Raw genomic sequence first — 21,888 nt, 5'->3', positions numbered from 1 at the left:
GAATCAACCACCTTTTATCAGCATTACAGGGAAACTTGATCGAGAACGTCCGCAGCCTCGGCATCGTCTTGGGCTTCCAACAACCACGATTCACGCGCGGCTTCCCACGTATCCGCGTCCCACAATTCCAGTTTATTTGCTTGACCGACTAGCACGGCACGCTTATCAAGATTGGCGTATTCACGCAGCGGTGCTGGCAATAACACCCGTCCTTGCGCGTCCAACTCCAATTCAGCGGCATGACCCAAAATCAAACGTTGCATATTGCGTACCCGGCGATTCATGTTTGGCAAAGACATGAGAGTTTTCTCGACCTTTAGCCACTGATCCATTGGGTAAACAAGTAAGCACTTATCGGTGTGATCCACCGTGATAACGATCTGTCCCGCCGCATTCTCCACAATGTCTTCACGATACTTAGCGGGCATAGCCAGCCTGCCCTTAGGATCAATCGATATATTGGAAATACCACGAAACATGCCACTCGATTCCATTTAAAATGGGAGCAAACCCCACTTTTTTCCACATTATTCCACTTGAGAAGGAATATAGGCAGACAGCCTGTATGTGTCAATAAAATCAGACCAAAATTGCTTTAAATAAAATAATGAAGAACAAAAACAAAACAAATCCATCGGAATTATTCCAACAAACTGTTTTACTATCAAGCGTTTAGAAAATATTCTTAAGAAAGCAGGTGAAGAATGAGCGGGTTATTATTGGGGATTAACGGACTGAATAAATAATAATAAAAAGATAGAGCTGATCTGTAAGCCGGGTTCTGTCATGGACAATCATTCATCTGGGATATACGTCACCGTATACCTCTAGCAACCTACCCGAATGCAGTGCGGGTCACACCAGTGCATTCCTATTTGGTCTTGCTCCGAACGGGGTTTGCCGTGCCATCGACTGTTACCAGCGACGCGGTGCGCTCTTACCGCACCCTTTCACCCTTACCGATGAGCAAGCTCACAGGCGGTTTACTTTCTGTTGCACTTTCCGTCAGCTCACGCTGCCCAGACGTTATCTGGCGTTCTACCCTATGGAGCCCGGACTTTCCTCCATTTCTCACTTGCGTAAGAAACCGCGATTGCCCGATCAGCTCTGGAGCGCAACATAACAGATACGCGCTAATGTTGCACCTGTGTGACGGCGGAAACTTGCTGAACGGTCGCTGCCGACACAGCGGGCACTGTATTAGGCGTGACACCCGCCCAATACTGAACAAACCGCTGCGGGAACAGCTCAGGGTAATTTACCGAACCAACAAACAACAACAGTGTCGCCAAGCCAAACGCAATCAGCAAATCAGTCACACTGTTAATGAGCCACTTGGTCACGAGCACTCCTTTGACACCTGACACAAAAATATAAATGTAGCTCAAATTCCCTGACATTGCTTTGCGCAAAATCGATGCGACAACTAGATAAGGCTCAAAATAGCATCCTGCAATTGCACGGCTGCCACGATGGAAATCGTCCCAACCAGTAAAACCAAGCTAGGTCTGCGGAGGATGGACAACCAATGCGATGCCAGAACAGCACCCACCAAAAAAAAGCCAATCACACCGATGATTAATACAGCAGGCACGTTGACCCCCATCAAACGTGCAATGCTGAGGAAAATCACCCCGGCAATCCCCGCCACCAAGAGCGCTTTGAGCACTTCCGACGGCACGGCACAGTGGGGACGTACAACTAAATCGTTCATGCAGAAGCTCCTGCTTAATACCCTAAAGCAACAGCATAATATAAGACTTTGCTTAAATACAAATTTAGAAAACGCAAAGGACCGATCAAGTGCGCTATTGCTGCGACAATTTGTCGGGTTATACCAGATGAGCCGCGAAATCTGTTAGAGTCAGCAATGAAACGAGCTAGGGGTGCCCGCATGTGTGGGCTGAGATTAGACCCTTGGAACCTGATACGGATGATACCGGCGCAGGGAATGCTCCATTGGAGTGCTATTCCCCGCCACAATGGAGCAAATAATATGAGTGCAATACCTGCCGCCTTTCTACAAAAAACCGCTGAATTATCCAGCGAAGTGACCCAACCTTTCCCCAACTCACGTAAGGTTTATGTGCAAGGTTCACGCGCTGACATCCGCGTGGGAATGCGTGAAATCGACCAAGACCCAACATCCGCCAGCTTTGGCGTAGAGGAAAATCCGCCCATTCCGGTATACGACACCTCCGGTCCTTTTACCGACCCCGCTGTCAGCATCAACCTGATGGAAGGCATTCCCGATGTGCGCCTGAACTGGATTTTAGAGCGCAATGACACCGAGCAACTCGACGGCCCCACCTCCGAATACGGTTTAGCCCGCCAAAACGACCCGAAGCTGGCGCACTTGCGTTTTGCACACATTCGCGCTCCACGTCGCGCCAAAGCAGGCAAAAACGTCTCGCAAATGCACTACGCCCGCCAAGGCATGATCACGCCGGAAATGGAATACGTCGCCATCCGTGAAAACCTGCGCTTGCAAGAATTGCGCAATGACCCGCGTTACAGCAAACTGTTACGCCAACACGGTGGACAAGCATGGGGCGCAAACTTGCCTGCGGAAGTCACCCCCGAATTCGTGCGCAAAGAAGTGGCGGAAGGTCGGGCGATTATCCCCGCCAATATCAACCACCCCGAACTGGAACCGATGATTATCGGGCGCAATTTCCGCGTTAAGATCAATACCAATATTGGCAATTCAGCGGTTTCCTCCTCCATCGAAGAAGAAGTCGAAAAAATGGCGTGGTCAGCGCGTTGGGGTGGCGACACCCTGATGGATTTATCCACCGGCAAAAACATCCACGAAACCCGCGAATGGATTTTGCGCAATGCGCCGATGCCCATCGGCACAGTGCCGATCTATCAAGCACTGGAAAAAGTGAATGGCAAAGCCGAAGACCTAACGTGGGAAATCTTCCGCGACACCCTGATCGAACAGGCGGAACAAGGTGTGGATTACTTCACCATCCACGCAGGCGTGCGCTTAGCCTACGTGCCAATGACCGCCGAACGCTTGACGGGCATCGTGTCACGCGGCGGCTCGATCATGGCGAAATGGTGCTTGGCACATCATCAAGAAAACTTCCTGTACACGCATTTTGAAGACATCTGCGACATCATGAAGGCTTACGACGTGAGCTTCTCGTTGGGTGACGGTTTGCGCCCCGGTTCTGCTGCGGATGCCAACGATGAGGCGCAATTTGCTGAACTGGAAACCTTGGGTGAATTGACCAAAATTGCATGGCAACACGACGTACAAGTAATGATCGAAGGCCCCGGACACGTCCCCTTGCACATGGTCAAAGAAAACATGGACAAGGAATTGCAGGATTGCTTTGAAGCGCCCTTCTACACCTTGGGGCCTTTGGTCACGGACATTGCACCCGGTTACGACCACATTACTTCCAGCATTGGTGCGGCCAATATTGGCTGGTACGGTTGCGCGATGTTGTGCTACGTCACCCCGAAAGAGCATTTGGGCTTGCCGAACAAAGAAGATGTGCGCGTCGGCATTATTACCTACAAAATTGCGGCACACGCGGCAGATTTGGCGAAAGGCTGGCCGGGCGCACAGATCCGCGACAATGCCATGTCGAAAGCGCGGTTCGAGTTCCGTTGGGAAGACCAGTTCAATTTGGGGCTAGACCCGGAGCGGGCGCGTGAATACCATGATGAAACCTTGCCGAAAGATTCCGCGAAAGTGGCACATTTCTGCTCGATGTGTGGCCCGCATTTCTGTTCGATGAAAATTACCCAAGACGTGCGTGATTACGCCGCACAGCAAAAGGGTATGCAGGAAAAAGCGGTGGAATTCGTGAAATTGGGTAGCAAACTTTACCACGAAGCCTAACGAAAAACGCCCATCGAAACAGGGGAATCGATGGGCGTAAAATGCTGAAAGCTTCTCAACCAAGTCACTAGATAAGGAGATTCAGTGACTTGAATTCTAGCGCTTGTAATAATAAATTGGTCATGATTTATTTTTATGCACACGAATCAAACTTAATGATAACTGAATGACTTAACACTTAACCCCTTGCACAGCAGTTTATCGTATGGCTAACACAACGAGGCGATATGCTTCTACAATAGCCTTTAAATGAAATTGTGCGAGGAGAACGTCTATTTCTGCCCCAAATCCTTATAACACCATCAAGGCATACACCCTGTTTGCGCTGGCACTCTCGGCGGCGTTAGTTGGCTTGTTTGCTTGGTGGTTTCAAGCCCCGTGGTGGCTGCTGGGTATTTATACCGTAGCGGCGGTTTTAATCGCGCTCAGCGTGCCGTTGCTGTACCGCCTGCTCGGTTACAAAATGCAGGACGAAGCTTTGTGGCTAAACGAACGCAACCTGCGCGAACACGCCACCCTAATACAACGCTTGGACAATGCCCGTGCATCTTTAACCGAATTAAACATTACTGCCGGTGTGAAACAAGCCAATACCCTCACCGACATTCTCGACGATTACCGTGCGGTGGTGGAAACCCGTTTTATCGGCAAACAATTCGCGCCGATTACCTACTTGAATGCGGCGCGTAGTGTGCAAGAACACGTCGTGCAAAACCTCACCGACATGGTGGCGGTCGGGCATAGCCTTGCCGGATTAAACCGCCAAGCCGCGCAATCGGATTTGCATCAGGAACAACAACAACGCATCACCACGTTACTCGCCGAAAACGATAAATTCTTCACTGCCTTAAACGAAACCGCCGTGGAAGTCGCCAATATTCGCTCAGTCAGCGAATTTGCGCAGCTCGACACCTTGGCGCGTTTAGTCAGTTTGGCGCAAACCGCCAGCCACACAGGAACTCAGTCATGAATATGCGCAACACACTCACTTTCACCGCCCTCGCTTGCTTAATCGCCACCGCATTAAGCGGTTGCGGCGAAACCCTCGACACCAAAGAAAAAGCCGAAGCCAAAGTCGCCGAACTGGTACAAACCGAGATTCAGCCCACCCAGCGCGAAAACCAGTACCGCGCTAATATCCAATTGACCCGCACCAATTTGCTGGCAATGTTGCCGGATTTAGCCGAATACCCGCTGTTGCTGGACGTAACCGACAGCAACGACATCGAAGTCGCAGAAATTTTCACCTCTGCCGACAAAGCAGGCAAAGGCTTGGATGGCGTGTACCTAGAGTTAGCGGAAAATTTCAACCAACAACGCCAAACCTTGAGCAACGGCAAAAAAGCCGCGATTACCATCCGCAAGCTCGATTCCGGGTTAGGGGCGCAATTCATTATGACCGGGCAATACATTGCCGAAGCCTATTCCCCCGCGAATGCCTTGTGGGGCAGTTTGGTGAATAGCAGCAGCAATAAACTCACCACGATTGCCGACGTAACTGCGTCCAGCGTTGGCGGGGTGATTGCACGGAAAACCAAACTCGACCTGATTACCACCGATGGCAAGCTTGACGTTGCCAAATTGCTCACCAACGTCAGCAGCGGCGAATTTGCAATGGGTTACACCAACCCTTACCAATCCGCCACCGGGTTAAACTTCTTAATCACGGTGCTGGATGCGTTTGCCAAAGGCGATCACAGCCAAATGTTATCGCCGGATGTTGCCAGCGCGTTTGAAGCCTTCCAGCTTGGTGTACCGTTTGTGGCGCAAAACACCCTGCAAATGCGTGACGCCGCCATGGGTAGCGGCGTATTGGATGGCTTTGTCGGCAGCGAACAAACCTGGTTAAGTGCCACCGGCATGGATGATTACCAATTCGTGCCGTTCGGGGTGCGCCACGACAACCCGCTGTACGCCACCAGCGAAGCTGACCCGGCGGAGTTGGAAACCTTGAGGCTGTTTGCTAACTACATTGCTACCCAAAAAGCAGTGCTAACCAAGTACGGCTTTGAAACCAGCCCCGATTTCCGCGATGCCTACAAAATTCCCGATGGCAACACAATCGCCCAAGCGCAAAAACTTTGGAAACAGAAAAAGTCCGGCGGCAAACCCGTTGCGGCAGTGTTTGTTACCGATATTTCCGGCTCAATGGAAGGCGAGCGCATTAAAAATCTGAAAAAAGCCCTGATCGAATCCTCCGACCTGATCAGTGCCAATAATGCGATTGGTTTGGTGTCGTACAACGATACCGTGAACGTGGATTTGCCGATTAACCCGTTCAACGTGCAACAAAAATCCTTGTTTAACGGCGCGGTGGAACAGCTTTCGGTGGGCGGCAAAACCGCAACTTACAGTGCCACTTTAGTGGCGGCGAATTTGCTGAGTGAATTCAAAAAGACCCACCCGGATTACAAAACCGTGATCTTCGTCTTATCCGACGGTGAAACCAATATGGGCGTGGATTTCGAGCAAACCAAAACCTTGCTGGAACTGGTCGGCATCCCGATTCACACCATTGCTTACGAACTGAGTTCGCCCGAACTCAAGGAAATGGCGAGTCTGGCAGAAGGCGCGTATACCGAATCGAGTGCGGGTTCCGCCTCCTTCCGCATCGGTAATTTGCTGAATTCGGAAATATAAGCCAGAGGAGGCAGCGCGTGAAAGGCTTAAAAATCTTTGGTTTGTTTTTAGTGCTACACGCCGCAGCTTGGGCGGGTACGCACGTTTACCTGAGCCAACACCAGCCAGATGTGCTGATCGTGGTCGATACCTCGTATGCCTTGAAATCGCAATTCGCGGCGATGGAACGCTGGATTGCAGCGCGAGAAGCGAATACTCGTTACAAAAAGATTGTGGTGGGAACGGATAAAGCCTTGCTGGGGGAGCTTGCCTCCCTGAAATCCAGAGAGGCCATTTTCCGCACTGCATTTGGGCGGATGAGCGAAGAAAATTTGCAGCGTTATGCCTCAACGCCTGCTGTGGAGAAAATCCTGCTATCCGATGGCAGCATCAAGCCAGAGGGGTGGACCGTGGTGACGTTTCCTTGAGCGGCGTGGTAGCTTGCATCTGCCCCGAAAACAGGCTGGAGGCAAGAATCATGACCGCCCCGCCCCATTCGTTCCAATCCATGCGCTCTTGGGTTAACCAATAGGCAGCAATAGCCGCCACCACCAGTTCAAACAGGAAAATGACATTGGATTGGCTGGCTGGCACTCGCGCAATGCCGTATTGCACTGCGTAGGTGACACTCCCCACCAACACCGCCAAACCCACTAACAAAACCATCGCTGATGTTGAAAATACTTGCCAGCCACCGCTATGCGGCATGAGCAGCAAACCCAATCCCGTCAAGACGCTCACCCCCAGCCATACGCTTAAGGTTTTCACGCCTTCGCTGACGTCTACGCCCAGATAACGCCCCGCGACAATGCTCAATGCAAAGGTGACTCCAGCGGATAAGCCCAACCATTCTGCCTGATTACTCGGCAGCGGCAAACGCCCATCGGGTTGCCACAACATAATGACTGCCCCGCACAACGACAGCACAATGACTGACCACCCCACGCGGTTCAAACGTTCATGCAGAAAAACGCGGGCGAATACTACTGTCCATAGCGGTGACAAGTAAAACAGCAGCAAGACGCGCATGATTTCGCCGTCTAATGCGCCCAATACGTAACCGACGTTGCTCCAACCAGAAGTGATCGCCAAGATCAACAGCCAAAACCACTGGCTACGCACTTGCCATAGCCCTTTGGCGTAATACCAGCCGATGACCAAGGTGGGCAACGCATACGCAATACAGGTGGCGAGTAATCCGCCCACTCCCAAGTCATCCAACAAGCGGAATGGATACCAAAACAAGCCCCACAAGGTGGCGGAATAAAATAACGTAAGCAATGCAATATTGTGTTGCCAGCGCGGTGACATGCATAAAACCTTTCTGTAATCGACAGTCTGTCCAGTTTACTGGAAAGTCTGAGAGGTTTTAGCGTTATAATCATTCTTGTTGTTAAATCAATATTTCTTTCATCCACTGATAACAAGCGAGTGTTATGACCCCAACGAGTGACGAACTCAACCAGTTATTACAGCGCTCCACATTACTGGATACTGCGTTGACACGTTTTGTGCCTAACAGTTTTGAGGGCGTATCTGACCGCATAGCATCCAGCCGCATTATGTGCGCGGTAGGCTTTGAACACGCCGAAAGCGTCAAAATACTGATTGCAAATGATAATTTCACGTCAGCCATTAGCCTGTTACGGCTTCAGTACGAAGCACTGGTACGTGCGGTATGGTTGCAATACGCCGCCAGTGACAAAGTGACTGCGCAACTCATGGGAGAATTCACCCATGAAAAAGCCAAGAAAGCTGATAGATTGTCGATGATGACCCAAATGCTACAAGAATTAGAGGGCAAAGCACCCACCGACATAATGAACTTGCTATTGCAATTTAAAGAGCATTCATGGAAACCATTAAGCTCTTATGTACACGGGGGCATTCACGTTTTGAATCGTCACAGCAAAGGCTATCCGCCTGTTTTGATTCACCAAGCAGTACGAGCGTCCAACAGTGTTTCAATTATCTTGGCGATGCACTTGGCGCAAATTTCTGGCGAACGGAAGCAAATGTTACTGGTATCAACATTCCAAATTACCTTTGCCGATTGTTTACTGGAGTCTCATGCTCAAAAAGTGGCGAAACACATCACCATCCACCCGATGAAGAACACAACGCAGAAGTAGCATAGCTTGTTACCAAGTAGTAAGATCTCGCCATGTTACAACTTGATAAAGCCTTGATTCACGCTCGCAAAGCCGAGTTAGAATCCACCAAACACGCCCTGAAACAGCATTTCGTGGGGATCGACCCGATCATCGACGAGCTGATGGACTGCATCCAAGTCTGGTATCTAATGCCGGAATTGCTCAAGCGTCCCGTCATTGTGAACCTGTGGGGAATGACAGGGGTCGGCAAAACCGACTTAGTGCGCCAACTGGTCAAACACCTGCATTTTCAAGATCGCTTTGCGGAAGTGGAACTCTCCAATATTGGGCAAACCTCGTGGAGTTCGTCCGTTTCCAGCGTGTTAGACGATTACGGGTTTCATAACGGCAAACCGTGCATTGTGTTATTTGATGAAATTCAGCGCTTTAACACCATTGACTCCAAAGGCGAACAGTTACCGCAAACCAAATTCATGGATTTTTGGGAACTGTTATCCGACGGGCATTTGTCCAAAAAGCAAAAAGATGACCTCGACAGTTTTCTGCACGAATATTATCAGCGCGAACGCAATGCCCAACGCCGCCGCAGCAAAGGCGAAAAAGAGGACGAAGACGACAGCCCCGGTTACATCAGCACGTGGGATGCGGTCAATCTGAAAAAAGCGCTGAATCTGGACATGGAAGTGGTGGATATGCTTGACATTACCGAAGAGGAAATGGTCAGCATGATTCTCACCGCCAAGCGCAAAAAAGTAATTTACGAACCGATTAATCACACCCAGACGCTGATTCTGATTTCGGGCAATTTGGATGATGCGTTCCACATGTCGCATCAAGCGGCGGAAGCGGATGTGGATGCGGATATTTTTCACGCTTTCACCACCAAAGTAACGCTGATGAATATCAAAGACGCGCTGCTGCGCAAATTTCGCCCGGAACAAGTGGCACGGTTTGGCAATATCCACCTCGTTTACCCCAGTTTGCGCAAACAAGATTTTCACACGCTGATTGCGCGGGAAATCCAGCGGGTACAAACCGACACGTTCGAGCGCACCGGCATCCGTTTGGTGACGGATGTGAGCATGAACCAGTTGATTTACCGCAATGGCGTGTTCCCGGTGCAAGGGGTGCGTCCGTTATTTTCCAGCGTGACCGATATTCTGGAAGTCAATTTGTCGCGCTTATTACTGCAAGCCCTCAGCGACGGTATTGACACCATTCACCTGCGCTATTCCGAAGAACGCCAAGCGATTGTGGCGCGTTTGGGCGAAGTCACCACGGTGGAACACCCGTATGTGGGGCGCATCGACAAAATCCGGCAGGACAATACCCAAGCTTCAGTGGCGAATATCAGCGTGCATGAATCCGGTCATGCGGTGGCCTACATGGTGCTGTTCGGTTTGGTGCCGCTGCAATTGCAAAGCAAAGTTGCCAGCAGCTACGCAAGCGGTTTCACCTTCCCGCATCAATTGCACCGCACCCGCCGCACCTTGCTGGATATGATCAAAGTGTATCTGGCAGGCGGTATTGCGGAAGAATTGCTGTTTGGGCATTTGGAAGCCTCGACCGGGCGTGAAAATGACCGCGAACGCGCCACCGAATTGGCGATGGATTATGTGCGCCGTTACGGTTTCGACGATGAATTTCAAGCCACGTACACCATTGAAGATTATCCGCACCGCATGAATACCGTGGTGACGGATATGGATGTGGAAAAAATGATGATGCGTCTGGTCAGCGAAACCAAGGAGTTACTGGGGCAATACGTGCATTGCTTACACGCTCTGTCCAAAGCACTAACCGAAGCGGGTAAGCTGGAAACAGATCAAGTGGCGGCGATTGCGCAACAGTATGATGTTGCTGCTGAGATTAAGCCGGAAGGTCATTTGCACATTGCGGATTATGCGGCGCGGTTGCGTGAACCGTTGGTGTGGCGCGGGCGGCATTGAGGGCGTGCGTTTTCGGAAAAACTGCAAACATACGTCAGTTAATTTATTCAAATTATTGATACCGCTTGTGCTACGGTCATAATTTGTATGCCGCCAATCTGTTTCAACACCAGCAAGTCAGCATCGCCCGTTATTAGACAGTCCGCTTTGCCCGCTAACGCCACATCCAGAAACGGGTTGTCTTTTTGGTGTCGCAAACACAGCGTTCAAGGCTTGTCATTCAGGATCGCTTCCAGCACGGATTCGGTAAGACCGCTTTGTTCCGCTTCAGTCCGCAAAGCTTCCAATGAAGCCAACAACTGCTGGCGTTCCTGCTGCATGGCTTCTGCCCGCCTACGGAGCAGGAATGCTTCCCCACCCAGCATTTCAAAATCCCGCATGGACAGGATAACGGCAGTGTCGCGTTTGTTGCGGGTAATTTTGAACGGTTCACCCTGCCAAACTTTATCAAGCACCGTACCGAGTTGGTTACTGGCCTGACGTGCGCCGATGGATTGCATGATTATTTCTCACTGAGTTGTATTGATAGTAGCTATTGTAGCTACAATAGAGCTTTCAAGCAAATTTGCCAGAGGATGTGCACAAAATATAGTTGACATTTTTATTTCATAAGCTACCCTTCCCATTAAGATGATTCTTATTTCTTACGGGCTAAATTATTATGAATAATCAGGTTAGATTCTGGTTGTTATTGCTGGCTTTTCCACTCTCTGCATGTGTTGACAAAGATTGCTGTGTTACGACTCAAACACAGAACTCCATTATCAACCCTACTCCTACCGGCAGACTTAATGATACGGGTATAACGTCGTGCGCTGATTACGCTTTCGGTGACACTCGCAGTGGCAAACATAACAACGATGTGCATTGCTCCCTATTAACGGATGTTGATGGTGATCCTGTGCCATTAGGTCAGGATGCGGTGTATGGGCGTGATTTTACGCATAATGATGATAGCGACGGTCACGCTGGTTTTAGTTTCACCAAAATTGGCGCAAGCGGTGAGGCATTACCAGCGGATGCTCCCCAGTGGCGTTGTGTTAAAGATAATGTCACTGGTTTGATCTGGGAAATCAAGCAGGGTCAAACTAACCAGATAATAGGCGATGCAGGGCTGCATGATCCTGATGACCGCTATACTTGGTATAACAGCAATGCCTCAGTGAAGGGTGGACATGAAGGCAGCGCAGACGGCGGAGAAGCTAACTGCTCTGGTTATTCTGCGGCAGATACTGTTTCTTACTGTAATACAGAGGCTTATGTCAAACGTGTAAACAAAGCGGGATTATGCGGTGCGAGTGACTGGCGAATGCCCAGTGTAAAAGAACTGACTTCACTGGCTGACTTGTCCCTTACCGTTATTGCCATAGATCAGCGCTATTTTCCGCAAACACAAGCTACGGCTTATTGGTCAAATACAGTTTTGACACATGTTTACAACTTAGGCGATGCGCGTGTATTAGCCGTTTCCTTTGGTAGATGGGTAATCCCTTGGGGGAGTGACGGCGCGCTAAAAGCGGGTGTTTATGATGACCAACCATCACCCACTTCCGCTTACCACCCAATACGTTTAGTGCGTTCGGGTCTGCAAACTGCCAATACTCAGACCACTCCCCTTTCGGCGTTTTGTAACAACCCTTCATTGCCAGAAAGTACACCCACTCGTGATTTCACCATTCATAACGACAGAACAGTTACACACACAACAACCGGCTTAATGTGGAAACGCGATACGGAATATGAGCTTATGAGCTGGAAAGACGCCTTGGATCATGTTCAAACACTGAATCGCCAAGGCGGTTACGCCGGTTATACCGATTGGCGATTGCCCAATTTCAAGGAAATACAAAGTATTGTCGAATATTGTCGAATATTGTCGAATATTGTCGAATATTGTCGAATATTGTCGAGCGTATCATGGCTCTTGGTGGGCATTGAACCCAGAAGTTTTTTCTACGCCCAGTTTGAATATGTCTTCTTTTAATATCAGTTCAACGCCGTTGGTTCATCCTACTATCGCTACCAGCATCAGAAGTATTTTTATGTATCCAGCAGATGATTTCCCCATAGATAAAGACTCGAAATATTTTGTACGCTTAGTGCGTGATGTGCAGTAATCATCGCTTGCATGGCAAGCGCCTACACCCCGTCGCCACTTTCCGCTATCATACCCTCCTTGATGAACTGCCCATTGGTTTACCCCCATGCTGATCTTCCCCGGTAGCGTTGCCCTCTCCGATTTCCGCCGCAACAAGCTGTTGAGCGCCTTGCAAGCCATCGTCCCCACGATCACCGCTGTGCAAGCCGAATACGTCCATTTCGTGCGCAACAGCCGCGAACTGCACCCCGACGAACACGCCCAGTTGCAAGCGTTGCTGACCTACGAAGAAGTGCAAGGCAGCCACGCTTTCAGCGGTACATTGCTGCTCGTCACCCCGCGCAAAGGCACGATTTCGCCGTGGTCAAGCAAAGCCAGCGACATCGCCCACAACTGCGGCTTGACGATGGTGGAACGCATCGAACGCGGCATCGCCTACGACGTGCAAACCACTGCCGCGCTGTCGGAAGCCGAACGCCTCGCCATCGCCGCGCTGTTGCACGACCGCATGACCGAAATGGTACTGACCGACCTGCAAGATGCCGTCGTCCTGTTCAGCGAAGCCGAACCCGCCGCCTTGCGCTACGTTGACATCAGCAATGACCCCAAAGCCGCGCTTGCCAAAGCCAACACCGATTGGGGCTTGGCACTGTCAGCGGATGAAATCGACTACCTCGCCGAAAATTACGCCGAACTCCAGCGCAACCCCACCGACGTGGAATTGATGATGTTCGCGCAAGCCAATTCCGAACATTGCCGCCACAAAATCTTCAACGCCGACTGGATTATCGACGGCAAAGAACAGCCCAAATCGCTGTTTGCCATGATCCGCAACACCCACGCGCACGCGCCCGAAGGCATCCTTTCCGCCTACCATGACAACGCCTCCGTCATCGAAGGCCCGTTGGCAACGCGCTTTTTGACCGACGTAAAAACCGGCGAATACCACTACACCAACGAACCCGTCCACATCCTGATGAAGGTGGAAACCCACAACCACCCCACCGCGATTTCCCCGTTTGCGGGCGCGGCGACGGGTTCGGGCGGCGAAATCCGCGACGAAGGCGCAACCGGCAATGGCTCGAAACCCAAAGCTGGCTTGAGCGGTTTCTCCGTATCCAACCTGCGCATCCCCGGCTACGCTCAACCGTGGGAACACGATTTTGGCAAACCCGACCGCATTTAATAACCTTTATGGTCAGGCGGAATAGGTTCTTTTGCTGCGGTCAAATAGCGTTTTGGCATTAGTCGAGCAGGCAGCATTTCCATTAAGTCAAGGTAATCTCGATAGGGGTCAAAGCCACAATCTAACAAAGCATTAATTAAAATATTATATTGACGTTCTATTTCTTTGCTTTCATCTGATTCATCTATTTCTCTCCATCTCTCTGCTAATATGCCTAGTGCATTTGCAATTTTTGATGCAACTTCCTCATTTAACATCGCCATCACCACCTCATTTGGTTATTTTGATTGCGCCTTTGTCTATCATGGCTGGTATATAATCCCGCAAATTTCCATTTTTTAATGGTAAATCCAGTCCGCAAGTTCCAAAGAATGTCGCGCAATTCTCAACGCCATCTCTTCCGGTTTTCGGGAAACCGTATCGTATATCGGGAGTATCTCCCTGCTGAATAGCATTGCCTATCTTTTTTCTTACAGCAGCGGTAGTCGGTATGTCTAACGTGTATAGATCAATTGGGGCATGGTCAGCAGGGTCATATTTTCCCTTCATTATATCGCTGAATAAAACAGTATCATCATGGATCACGCCAGGATAAGTACTTTTCTTTTTGGATAACCCATCAATCACGTCTCTTTTTGTTTCAGAGCCTGATACCTTGGGCCCAAACCCATAGATTGATTTTCCACCATCTAATGATACGCCAACATGTCCTGTGTATGCCTCTGCTCTTACGTTGGGATCAGGATTATCGAGTACTTTCGCTTTTGTTTCACCACGACCACCTCGGAAAGCCCACATCTGTACGACCTCATCTTTTCTCAATGTGGCGGCAATATTGTCAATAGCAGCACCGACTTGAATCCCACCACCTGCCATAATAACGTCAAATGCTTGCAAGGCTTCAAGCCCCGCCTCGACCTGTTCGGCTTGGATGCCTGCAATAATTCTTGAATCCTTGGCTACTTCGACACCTTGTAGGGTGGCTTGTCGGAGTGCGTAAAGTTCGCCAAGTGTTGAGTGAAAATCACGAGCCAGTTTCTCATCATTGGGGTGTGCATCACGTTCACCATAGAGTGTTTGCAGTTTCAACACTTGGTCGTAAGTTTCGATACGTAACTGATCTAAAACCTGTTTCTGCACCTCTTTTGGCTCACCAGCTAAATCCTTCGTGCCAAAGTCAAATATTTTGGCAGCGAGATTACCCTGTTGCGAATTAGTGACAAGCCCCATGATTTGGGTGGTCGAAAGACCCGCTGTCGAGAAAATATCTTTATTGGGTAAGACAAACTCACCATTTCTAGCATGGTTTTTAAAGGTGTTCTGGTCTTGCTCCAAAAACAGATTACTTTTCCGACCAAACGTATCGTTGAACGCGGCATTGCCACCGGATATTGTGTTGAGAAATACCCTTGCTCCGGCATTGTCAGGAATACGTTGATTTGCAGAACTATCAACTTGGTGCAAGGCTTGTAGCAAAAGAATTTTAGTAGCTTCAGTCTTTGATATGCCTTTTTGAGTAGCAAATGCCTCTGCTTTTTCATTGATCAGGTCAATTTCCGTTTGGTGCAACTGCCGATTAAAGCGATCCGCCGTACCCGCGACGTTTGCGGCAAGCAACGGATCTTTACCTAGCAGTGCAGCGGATGCCGCCGATGCCAACACCGCCGCATTTTCCGACTGAAAGTATTCCCCCGCCACACTGCCTGCCAAGCCACCCACTGCACCACTGATACCATCGCCATTAGCCACAGTCCCTGCTGCAAAACCCAACGCGGTATGTGCGAGTTTGTGGGTGACATTATTCAGCTTGCCCTCGCTGTACAAATCCCCAATCTTATTTGCCCCGATTTGGCTGACGATATTCGCAGCCGAGGCTTTGAGGCTAGATTTAAGCTGATCATCAAAATCCCCGCCTTCAACCACAGTACTGACAGTGGCACGAGTCATGCCATCCAGTGCGTGTTTTTGAAGTTGTTGCGCCACACTGATTTTGGTCGCATCACCTGCAAGGTTGAGGCTGTTACTGAGTTTACTCGATAGCCCCGCACTGATAACTGTACTGGCAAGGGATTTGATATTGCCCTCATCCACCGCCTTGACAACATCACGGGCGGTGATGACCGTGTTCACAACAGCGGCAACAGGTGCAAGCGGTGTGAACTGAGCAATTTGTGCAACAGTACGGACAATGGGATTATCCAGCACTTTATCGGTAAATTTATCAATGACCTTGCCCAAACCATGTCGATCTCTGGACGGATCAAACGCGCCATTTTTATTATTGTCTGCGCCTGCTGTATGACCAGAATGGGTATTTTCTTCAATCGCCTCCAGCAAATCAGTGCCAGAAACGTTATAGGTTTTGCTTTGTGTCACCTTGAAATCTTGGCGGACGGCTTTTTGAAAATCGGCATGAGTGGTTTCAAAAAGCTCATTCGGTAAGGGTTTCAGGATAGTCAGCGTGCTCTTCTCAGTTTGCGCAACGACTTCTCCCTTAGGATTGTAAGCCTCACGATAGGGCTGCAATGCCTGATTGATTTGGTCGAGACGCGCTTTGACCATAGGAATGTGATGCTGCGGTTGTAACTGGGCGTATTCGTCGAATAATGCCTGCATATCGGCAGTTTTGAGCTTCCCCGTATCAGGATTAGGCTGTTGGCGTGACTGGGTTGGTGCTATTGCGGCATTGAATAGCGTTACCGCTACTTGGTTCGCCGTCGTAGATCCCCTGAATCCACCGACATTGGTAGGCATGGTACGGGTGGTTATGGTATTTATCACGGCAAGTTCACTCCCTGAACGCAAAAGGCTTAGGAGACCGTAGCCCGCTCATTACCCACCGTGACAAGGCAGGGGACAAACGGAAGCCTTTTCGGTGTAAGCGGTCGCCACTTTCCGCTATCATACCCTCCTTGATGAACTGCCCATTGGTTTACCCCCATGCTGATCTTCCCCGGTAGCGTTGCCCTCTCCGATTTCCGCCGCAACAAGCTGTTGAGCGCCTTGCAAGCCATCGTCCCCACGATCACCGCTGTGCAAGCCGAATACGTCCATTTCGTGCGCAACAGCCGCGAACTGCACCCCGACGAACACGCCCAGTTGCAAGCGTTGCTGACCTACGAAGAAGTGCAAGGCAGCCACGCTTTCAGCGGTACATTGCTGCTCGTCACCCCGCGCAAAGGCACGATTTCGCCGTGGTCAAGCAAAGCCAGCGACATCGCCCACAACTGCGGCTTGACGATGGTGGAACGCATCGAACGCGGCATCGCCTACGACGTGCAAACCACTGCCGCGCTGTCGGAAGCCGAACGCCTCGCCATCGCCGCGCTGTTGCACGACCGCATGACCGAAATGGTACTGACCGACCTGCAAGATGCCGTCGTCCTGTTCAGCGAAGCCGAACCCGCCGCCTTGCGCTACGTTGACATCAGCAATGACCCCAAAGCCGCGCTTGCCAAAGCCAACACCGATTGGGGCTTGGCACTGTCAGCGGATGAAATCGACTACCTCGCCGAAAATTACGCCGAACTCCAGCGCAACCCCACCGACGTGGAATTGATGATGTTCGCGCAAGCCAATTCCGAACATTGCCGCCACAAAATCTTCAACGCCGACTGGATTATCGACGGCAAAGAACAGCCCAAATCGCTGTTTGCCATGATCCGCAACACCCACGCGCACGCGCCCGAAGGCATCCTTTCCGCCTACCATGACAACGCCTCCGTCATCGAAGGCCCGTTGGCAACGCGCTTTTTGACCGACGTAAAAACCGGCGAATACCACTACACCAACGAACCCGTCCACATCCTGATGAAGGTGGAAACCCACAACCACCCCACCGCGATTTCCCCGTTTGCGGGCGCGGCGACGGGTTCGGGCGGCGAAATCCGCGACGAAGGTGCAACCGGCAACGGCTCGAAACCCAAAGCGGGCTTGAGCGGTTTCTCGGTATCCAACCTGCGCATCCCCGGCTACGCCCAACCGTGGGAACACGATTTCGGCAAACCCGATCGCATCGTTTCCGCCCTCGACATTATGCTCGAAGGGCCTATCGGTGCTGCCGCCTTCAACAACGAATTCGGTCGCCCCAATATCACTGGCTATTTCCGCACCTTTGAAATGCAAGCCCCCGGCGCAAAAGGCATCGAACTGCGCGGCTACCATAAGCCGATCATGATTGCAGGCGGCATGGGCAATATCCGCGAAAACAACATTAACAAAAACCCGTTGCCCGAAGGCACGCCGATCATCGTCCTCGGTGGCCCCGCGATGTTGATCGGTTTGGGCGGTGGCGCTGCCTCCTCAATGGCAAGCGGCACGAGCGCGGAAAACCTCGACTTCGCCTCCGTGCAGCGCGGCAACCCCGAAATGCAACGCCGTTGCCAAGAAGTCATCGACCGCTGCGTGGCTTTGGGCGCAGAAAATCCGATCCTCTCCATCCACGACGTGGGTGCTGGCGGCATTTCCAACGCCATCCCCGAAATCGTCAACGATGCCGGACGCGGCGGACGCTTTGAACTCCGCGCCGTCCCCAACGCTGAACTCGGTATGGCTCCGATGGAAATCTGGAGCAACGAAGCGCAAGAACGCTACGTCCTCGCCATCGCCGAAGACCGCCTCGACACCTTCCGCGCCCTGTGCGAACGCGAACGCGCCGTCTACGCTGTGGTCGGTAATGCCACCGTCGAACAACAATTGCTGGTCGGCGATTCCCTGTTTGACAACAATCCGGTGAATTTGCCGATGAACGTGCTGCTCGGCAAACCGCCGAAAATGCTGCGTGACGTGCATCACCAAACCTTCCACAAGCCAGAAATCGACCTCAGCGGCATTGAGTTGTCGGAAGCAATTGAGCGTGTATTGCGCTTGCCAACCGTTGCTTCCAAGTCCTTCCTGATCACCATCGGCGACCGCACGGTAACGGGCATGGTGACACGCGACCAGATGGTGGGCGCATGGCAAGTGCCGGTGGCGGATGTGGCAGTCACGTCCAGCGATTACACCACCAACTTCGGCGAAGCGATGGCGATGGGCGAACGCACCCCGATTGCGCTGGTGAATCCGGCAGCGTCAGGGCGCATGGCGATTGGCGAAGCCCTCACCAATATTGCGGCGGCGGACATTGCCAATATCCGCAACATCCGTCTGTCGGCGAACTGGATGGCGGCGGCGGGTTATCACGGCGAAGATGCGGCATTATTTGACACCGTGAAAGCGGTCGGTGAAGAGCTTTGCCCGCGTTTGGGCTTGGCAATTCCGGTCGGCAAGGATTCCTTGTCGATGAAAACCGTGTGGCAGCAAGACGGCGAAAACCGCGAAATGATTGCGCCGCTTTCCCTGATCGTCACCGCGTTTTCGCCCGTGCAGGACATCCGCAAAACCCTGACTCCGGCATTGTGCAGTGACGTAGGCGATACCGACCTGATTCTGGTGGATCTCGGCAAAGGGCGTAACCGCTTGGCGGCTTCCGCTTTGGCGCAAGTTTACGAACAAGTCGGGCATCACGCGCCGGACGTGGATAACCCTGACGCGCTCAAAGCCTTCTTCGACACCGTGCAAGATTTGCGCGGCGAAAATTTGATTCTGGCATACCACGATCGTGCCGACGGCGGTTTGCTGGCAACGTTGGTAGAAATGAGCTTTGCGGGGCATGTGGGTGTAACAGCTTGCATCGGACAAGTGAGTGAGCAATTGCTGCCTGCGCTGTTCAGCGAAGAACTCGGCGCGGTGCTGCAAATCCGCCACTGCGATACCGATGCGGTGTTGGAAGCGTTCCGCGAGGCAGGTTTGGCGCATTGCACCCACGTCATTGGCGAGTTGAACGACAGCGACGAACTGGTACTAACCTTTGCGAACAAGGAAGTGTACCGTGCGCCACGTGCCACTTTGCAGAAAATCTGGGCAGAAACCAGCTACCGGATGCAGGCGTTGCGCGACAATGCCGATTGCGCCGCGCAAGAGTTCGAGCGGCTGGATGATGTGCAAGACCCCGGTTTGCCGTTCGCGCCAACCTTTGAGTTGGATGAGGATGTGGCAGCACCGTACATTCGCACAGGAGTACGTCCGGCAGTTGCGGTATTGCGCGAACAGGGCGTGAACGGGCAGGTGGAAATGGCGGCGGCGTTTGACCGTGCCGGTTTCAAGGCTGTTGACGTACACATGACCGACATTATCAGCGGGCGCGTGAAGTTGAAAGATTTCAAAGGCTTGGTGGCGTGCGGCGGCTTCTCTTACGGCGACGTATTGGGCGCAGGCGGCGGCTGGGCGAAAACGATTCTGATGAATCCGCGTGCCAGTGATGAATTTGCAGCGTTTTTTGCGCGGCAAGATTCCTTCGGGCTGGGCGTGTGCAATGGCTGCCAGATGTTCTCTCAATTGCGCGACATGATCCCCTGTGCGGCGCATTGGCCACGTTTTTACCGCAACCGTTCTGAACAGTTTGAGGCGCGTTATTCAGCGGTGGAAGTGCTGGAATCGCCGTCGCTGTTCCTGCAAGGCATGGCTGGGTCGAAGCTGCCGATTGCGATTGCGCATGGCGAAGGGCGGGCGGTGTTCGATACCGCTACGGCTGAAGGGATGCTGGCGGAAGGGCTGGTTGGCTTGCGTTATGTGGATAATCGCGGCAATGCTACTGAGCATTATCCTGAAAACCCGAACGGTTCACCGTTGGGGATTACGGGCGTGACCACGGCGGATGGGCGTTTTACCATCATGATGCCGCACCCAGAACGTTTGTTCCGGGCAGTGCAGCATTCGTGGAAGCCGGATGATACGGGTGAAGATGGCGCGTGGTTGCGGATGTTCCGCAATGCGCGGGTTTGGGTGGGGTAATCTGCTTAAACTGGTGCTTATGGCATGGTGCATATCTATGTACCATGTCTTGCGAAAATAAAATAAAATAATTTCATTGACATTATTTAAAATTTCTATATAATTAGTATTATCGATAAAAATAAATTTCGAAAGAAAATAATGAATAATGTAAATAGTTTACTTCAGATAATTCCATTAATTGATAAGATTTGGCTTCCTTTATTAAATTTGATTGGCCAAAAAAATGAATTTAGAGTGATTGTAACATCACCACTATATGTAGAGATAAAGATATTGTACGGCCTTGTTACTATTGAACAAGGTGAGAAAAAAGAGTTTCTTTTGAAAGGAACTGATATTTATATCAATTCAATTGTCAAAACGATTTCTAATACTGGATTAGATGTTAAATCTTTTTTGAAAAAATAATAAATATAAACACTAAGATACATGAGATAATTCCATGAAAAAACCATTTCCTTATTTTGTTTTTGATATAATCAAGAGTCGATTTCTGATTTATATTATTTTTGTGATGCTTTCAATATCGCTCCTTTTGATTATAAGAGTTAATGAGTTTGGTTGTTTTGTTCCTATTTTTTATATTTTGATTCTAACAGTAGTATTGTTCAAGAAAATTTTGTTCTTGCGTGAAAAAATTAACACAATAATGTGCAGGGCTGTTTTTAACCAAGGAACTGTTCCTTTTAATATATGTAGTCACAGAATAACGAAATGGTTGTTCTCATTTATCCTGAGTATTATTTTTTCCTCAAGTATTATGATTTTTTTCTATCTATCTGATACAACTGAAAGATTAGTTATAGTCATTGATGCTTTTTTTTATTATTTGGTATTCAATCTTCTTAAAGTTGATTCTGCAACAAGTGAAGCTAAAGAGATTGTTAAGTTGTGGGTTACTATTTTAATAAATTGTATTTTACTTTCTGTCGCATTCTTTGTAATTAAGTTGGAGGGTAAAGCATATGTAATATTCGATCCAGCACTAGTTGAAGAGGTTATTAGCACTGTAACTCATAATTGCATTTATTTCCAACATATTGCAAGAACAGCATTTTATATTGACTTAAACATGTTGACCTTTAAAAGCATACCAGGGCATGGGGCTTATATATATGCATTCATATACTTATTTAGTATCTCTTTTGTGCCTTTCATAGGTATTTCTTTGATATTTAACTCATGTTTGCTGGTCGCTGAAAAACATTTAACGAGGAGGTAGTGATTAT

General features: G+C 50.3%; 19 protein-coding genes, 1 other RNA gene and 1 riboswitch. Of the genes, 11 read left to right on the top strand and 9 right to left on the bottom strand.

Annotated features, from left to right (window positions below; genetic code table 11):
* Window positions 1–23: 23 nt before the first annotated feature.
* From mraZ to L3K52_07600, 4 genes are all read right to left on the bottom strand, one after another.
* On the bottom strand, window positions 24–428 hold the full coding sequence (gene mraZ, locus L3K52_07615) for a division/cell wall cluster transcriptional repressor MraZ (GenBank protein UOG93586.1): 405 nt from the start codon (window positions 426–428) through the stop codon (window positions 24–26).
* Between the two features lie 326 nt (window positions 429–754).
* Window positions 755–1,109: RNase P RNA component class A (rnpB, locus tag L3K52_07610), an RNA gene on the bottom strand.
* 24 nt (window positions 1,110–1,133) lie between these two features.
* A complete protein-coding gene (locus L3K52_07605; GenBank protein UOG93585.1) occupies window positions 1,134–1,343 on the bottom strand; it encodes a hypothetical protein in 210 nt (69 codons plus the stop codon).
* An 83-nt stretch (window positions 1,344–1,426) separates the two neighbouring features.
* Window positions 1,427–1,714: a hypothetical protein gene (locus tag L3K52_07600; protein ID UOG93584.1), complete on the bottom strand. Its 288-nt coding sequence runs from the start codon at window positions 1,712–1,714 to the stop codon at window positions 1,427–1,429.
* Window positions 1,715–1,872: 158 nt separating this feature from the next.
* Window positions 1,873–1,969: riboswitch (TPP riboswitch) on the top strand.
* Window positions 1,970–1,996: 27 nt separating this feature from the next.
* Between L3K52_07600 and thiC the strand changes: the two genes are divergently transcribed.
* The 4 genes from thiC (at window position 1,997) to L3K52_07580 (ending at window position 6,906) form a co-directional block, all read left to right on the top strand.
* Complete coding sequence (thiC, locus tag L3K52_07595; protein UOG93583.1) at window positions 1,997–3,859, top strand: phosphomethylpyrimidine synthase ThiC; 1,863 nt, start codon at window positions 1,997–1,999, stop codon at window positions 3,857–3,859.
* 352 nt (window positions 3,860–4,211) lie between these two features.
* Window positions 4,212–4,829 (top strand): hypothetical protein, encoded by a 618-nt coding sequence (locus tag L3K52_07590; GenBank protein UOG93582.1) that lies wholly within the window; start codon window positions 4,212–4,214, stop codon window positions 4,827–4,829.
* Window positions 4,826–6,499 carry a VWA domain-containing protein gene (locus tag L3K52_07585; GenBank protein ID UOG93581.1) on the top strand — a complete coding sequence of 558 codons (1,674 nt, stop codon included), beginning with the start codon at window positions 4,826–4,828 and terminating at the stop codon, window positions 6,497–6,499. Before L3K52_07590 ends, L3K52_07585 begins: the two co-directional genes overlap by 4 nt.
* A gap of 17 nt (window positions 6,500–6,516) precedes the next feature.
* Window positions 6,517–6,906: a hypothetical protein gene (locus tag L3K52_07580; GenBank protein ID UOG93580.1), complete on the top strand. Its 390-nt coding sequence runs from the start codon at window positions 6,517–6,519 to the stop codon at window positions 6,904–6,906.
* On the opposite strand, the gene L3K52_07575 is transcribed toward L3K52_07580, so the two are convergent.
* Window positions 6,869–7,789 (bottom strand): DMT family transporter, encoded by a 921-nt coding sequence (locus tag L3K52_07575; GenBank protein UOG93579.1) that lies wholly within the window; start codon window positions 7,787–7,789, stop codon window positions 6,869–6,871. The genes L3K52_07580 and L3K52_07575 overlap by 38 nt on opposite strands.
* 125 nt (window positions 7,790–7,914) lie before the next feature.
* On the opposite strand from L3K52_07575, the gene L3K52_07570 reads away from it, so the two are divergent.
* Window positions 7,915–8,610, top strand: coding sequence for a hypothetical protein (locus tag L3K52_07570; protein UOG93578.1), 696 nt, complete (start codon window positions 7,915–7,917; stop codon window positions 8,608–8,610).
* Between the two features lie 32 nt (window positions 8,611–8,642).
* Window positions 8,643–10,541 (top strand): AAA family ATPase, encoded by a 1,899-nt coding sequence (locus L3K52_07565; GenBank protein ID UOG93577.1) that lies wholly within the window; start codon window positions 8,643–8,645, stop codon window positions 10,539–10,541.
* A gap of 47 nt (window positions 10,542–10,588) precedes the next feature.
* Here the strand turns inward: L3K52_07565 and L3K52_07560 are convergent, their stop codons facing one another.
* On the bottom strand, window positions 10,589–10,738 hold the full coding sequence (locus L3K52_07560; GenBank protein UOG93576.1) for a putative toxin-antitoxin system toxin component, PIN family: 150 nt from the start codon (window positions 10,736–10,738) through the stop codon (window positions 10,589–10,591).
* A gap of 9 nt (window positions 10,739–10,747) precedes the next feature.
* Entirely contained in the window at window positions 10,748–11,041 is a 294-nt protein-coding gene (locus L3K52_07555) for a type II toxin-antitoxin system prevent-host-death family antitoxin (GenBank protein UOG93575.1), read from the bottom strand.
* A gap of 161 nt (window positions 11,042–11,202) precedes the next feature.
* Here L3K52_07555 and L3K52_07550 point away from each other — a divergent pair, with 161 nt between their 5' ends.
* Both L3K52_07550 and L3K52_07545 read left to right on the top strand, forming a co-directional pair.
* Window positions 11,203–12,525 (top strand): DUF1566 domain-containing protein, encoded by a 1,323-nt coding sequence (locus tag L3K52_07550; GenBank protein ID UOG93574.1) that lies wholly within the window; start codon window positions 11,203–11,205, stop codon window positions 12,523–12,525.
* 220 nt (window positions 12,526–12,745) lie between these two features.
* The gene (locus L3K52_07545; GenBank protein UOG93573.1) at window positions 12,746–13,825 is read left to right on the top strand and encodes a hypothetical protein; all 1,080 of its coding nucleotides are present in this window, start codon (window positions 12,746–12,748) and stop codon (window positions 13,823–13,825) included.
* Here the strand turns inward: L3K52_07545 and L3K52_07540 are convergent.
* Both L3K52_07540 and L3K52_07535 read right to left on the bottom strand, forming a co-directional pair.
* Window positions 13,822–14,088: a hypothetical protein gene (locus L3K52_07540; protein UOG93572.1), complete on the bottom strand. Its 267-nt coding sequence runs from the start codon at window positions 14,086–14,088 to the stop codon at window positions 13,822–13,824. The genes L3K52_07545 and L3K52_07540 overlap by 4 nt on opposite strands.
* 7 nt (window positions 14,089–14,095) lie before the next feature.
* Entirely contained in the window at window positions 14,096–16,606 is a 2,511-nt protein-coding gene (locus L3K52_07535; protein UOG93571.1) for a DUF637 domain-containing protein, read from the bottom strand.
* A gap of 159 nt (window positions 16,607–16,765) precedes the next feature.
* On the opposite strand from L3K52_07535, the gene purL reads away from it, so the two are divergent.
* From purL to L3K52_07520, 3 genes are all read left to right on the top strand, one after another.
* Entirely contained in the window at window positions 16,766–20,656 is a 3,891-nt protein-coding gene (gene purL / locus L3K52_07530; protein ID UOG93570.1) for a phosphoribosylformylglycinamidine synthase, read from the top strand.
* 141 nt (window positions 20,657–20,797) lie between these two features.
* Entirely contained in the window at window positions 20,798–21,067 is a 270-nt protein-coding gene (locus L3K52_07525) for a hypothetical protein (protein UOG93569.1), read from the top strand.
* 34 nt (window positions 21,068–21,101) lie between these two features.
* Window positions 21,102–21,881, top strand: coding sequence for a hypothetical protein (locus tag L3K52_07520; protein ID UOG93568.1), 780 nt, complete (start codon window positions 21,102–21,104; stop codon window positions 21,879–21,881).
* Window positions 21,882–21,888 lie beyond the last annotated feature (7 nt).

The sequence above is a fragment of the Candidatus Thiothrix sulfatifontis genome (assembly GCA_022828425.1).
Taxonomy (GTDB): Bacteria; Pseudomonadota; Gammaproteobacteria; order Thiotrichales; family Thiotrichaceae; genus Thiothrix; species Thiothrix sulfatifontis.
This window is presented reverse-complemented; position numbering and strand designations above follow the sequence as displayed.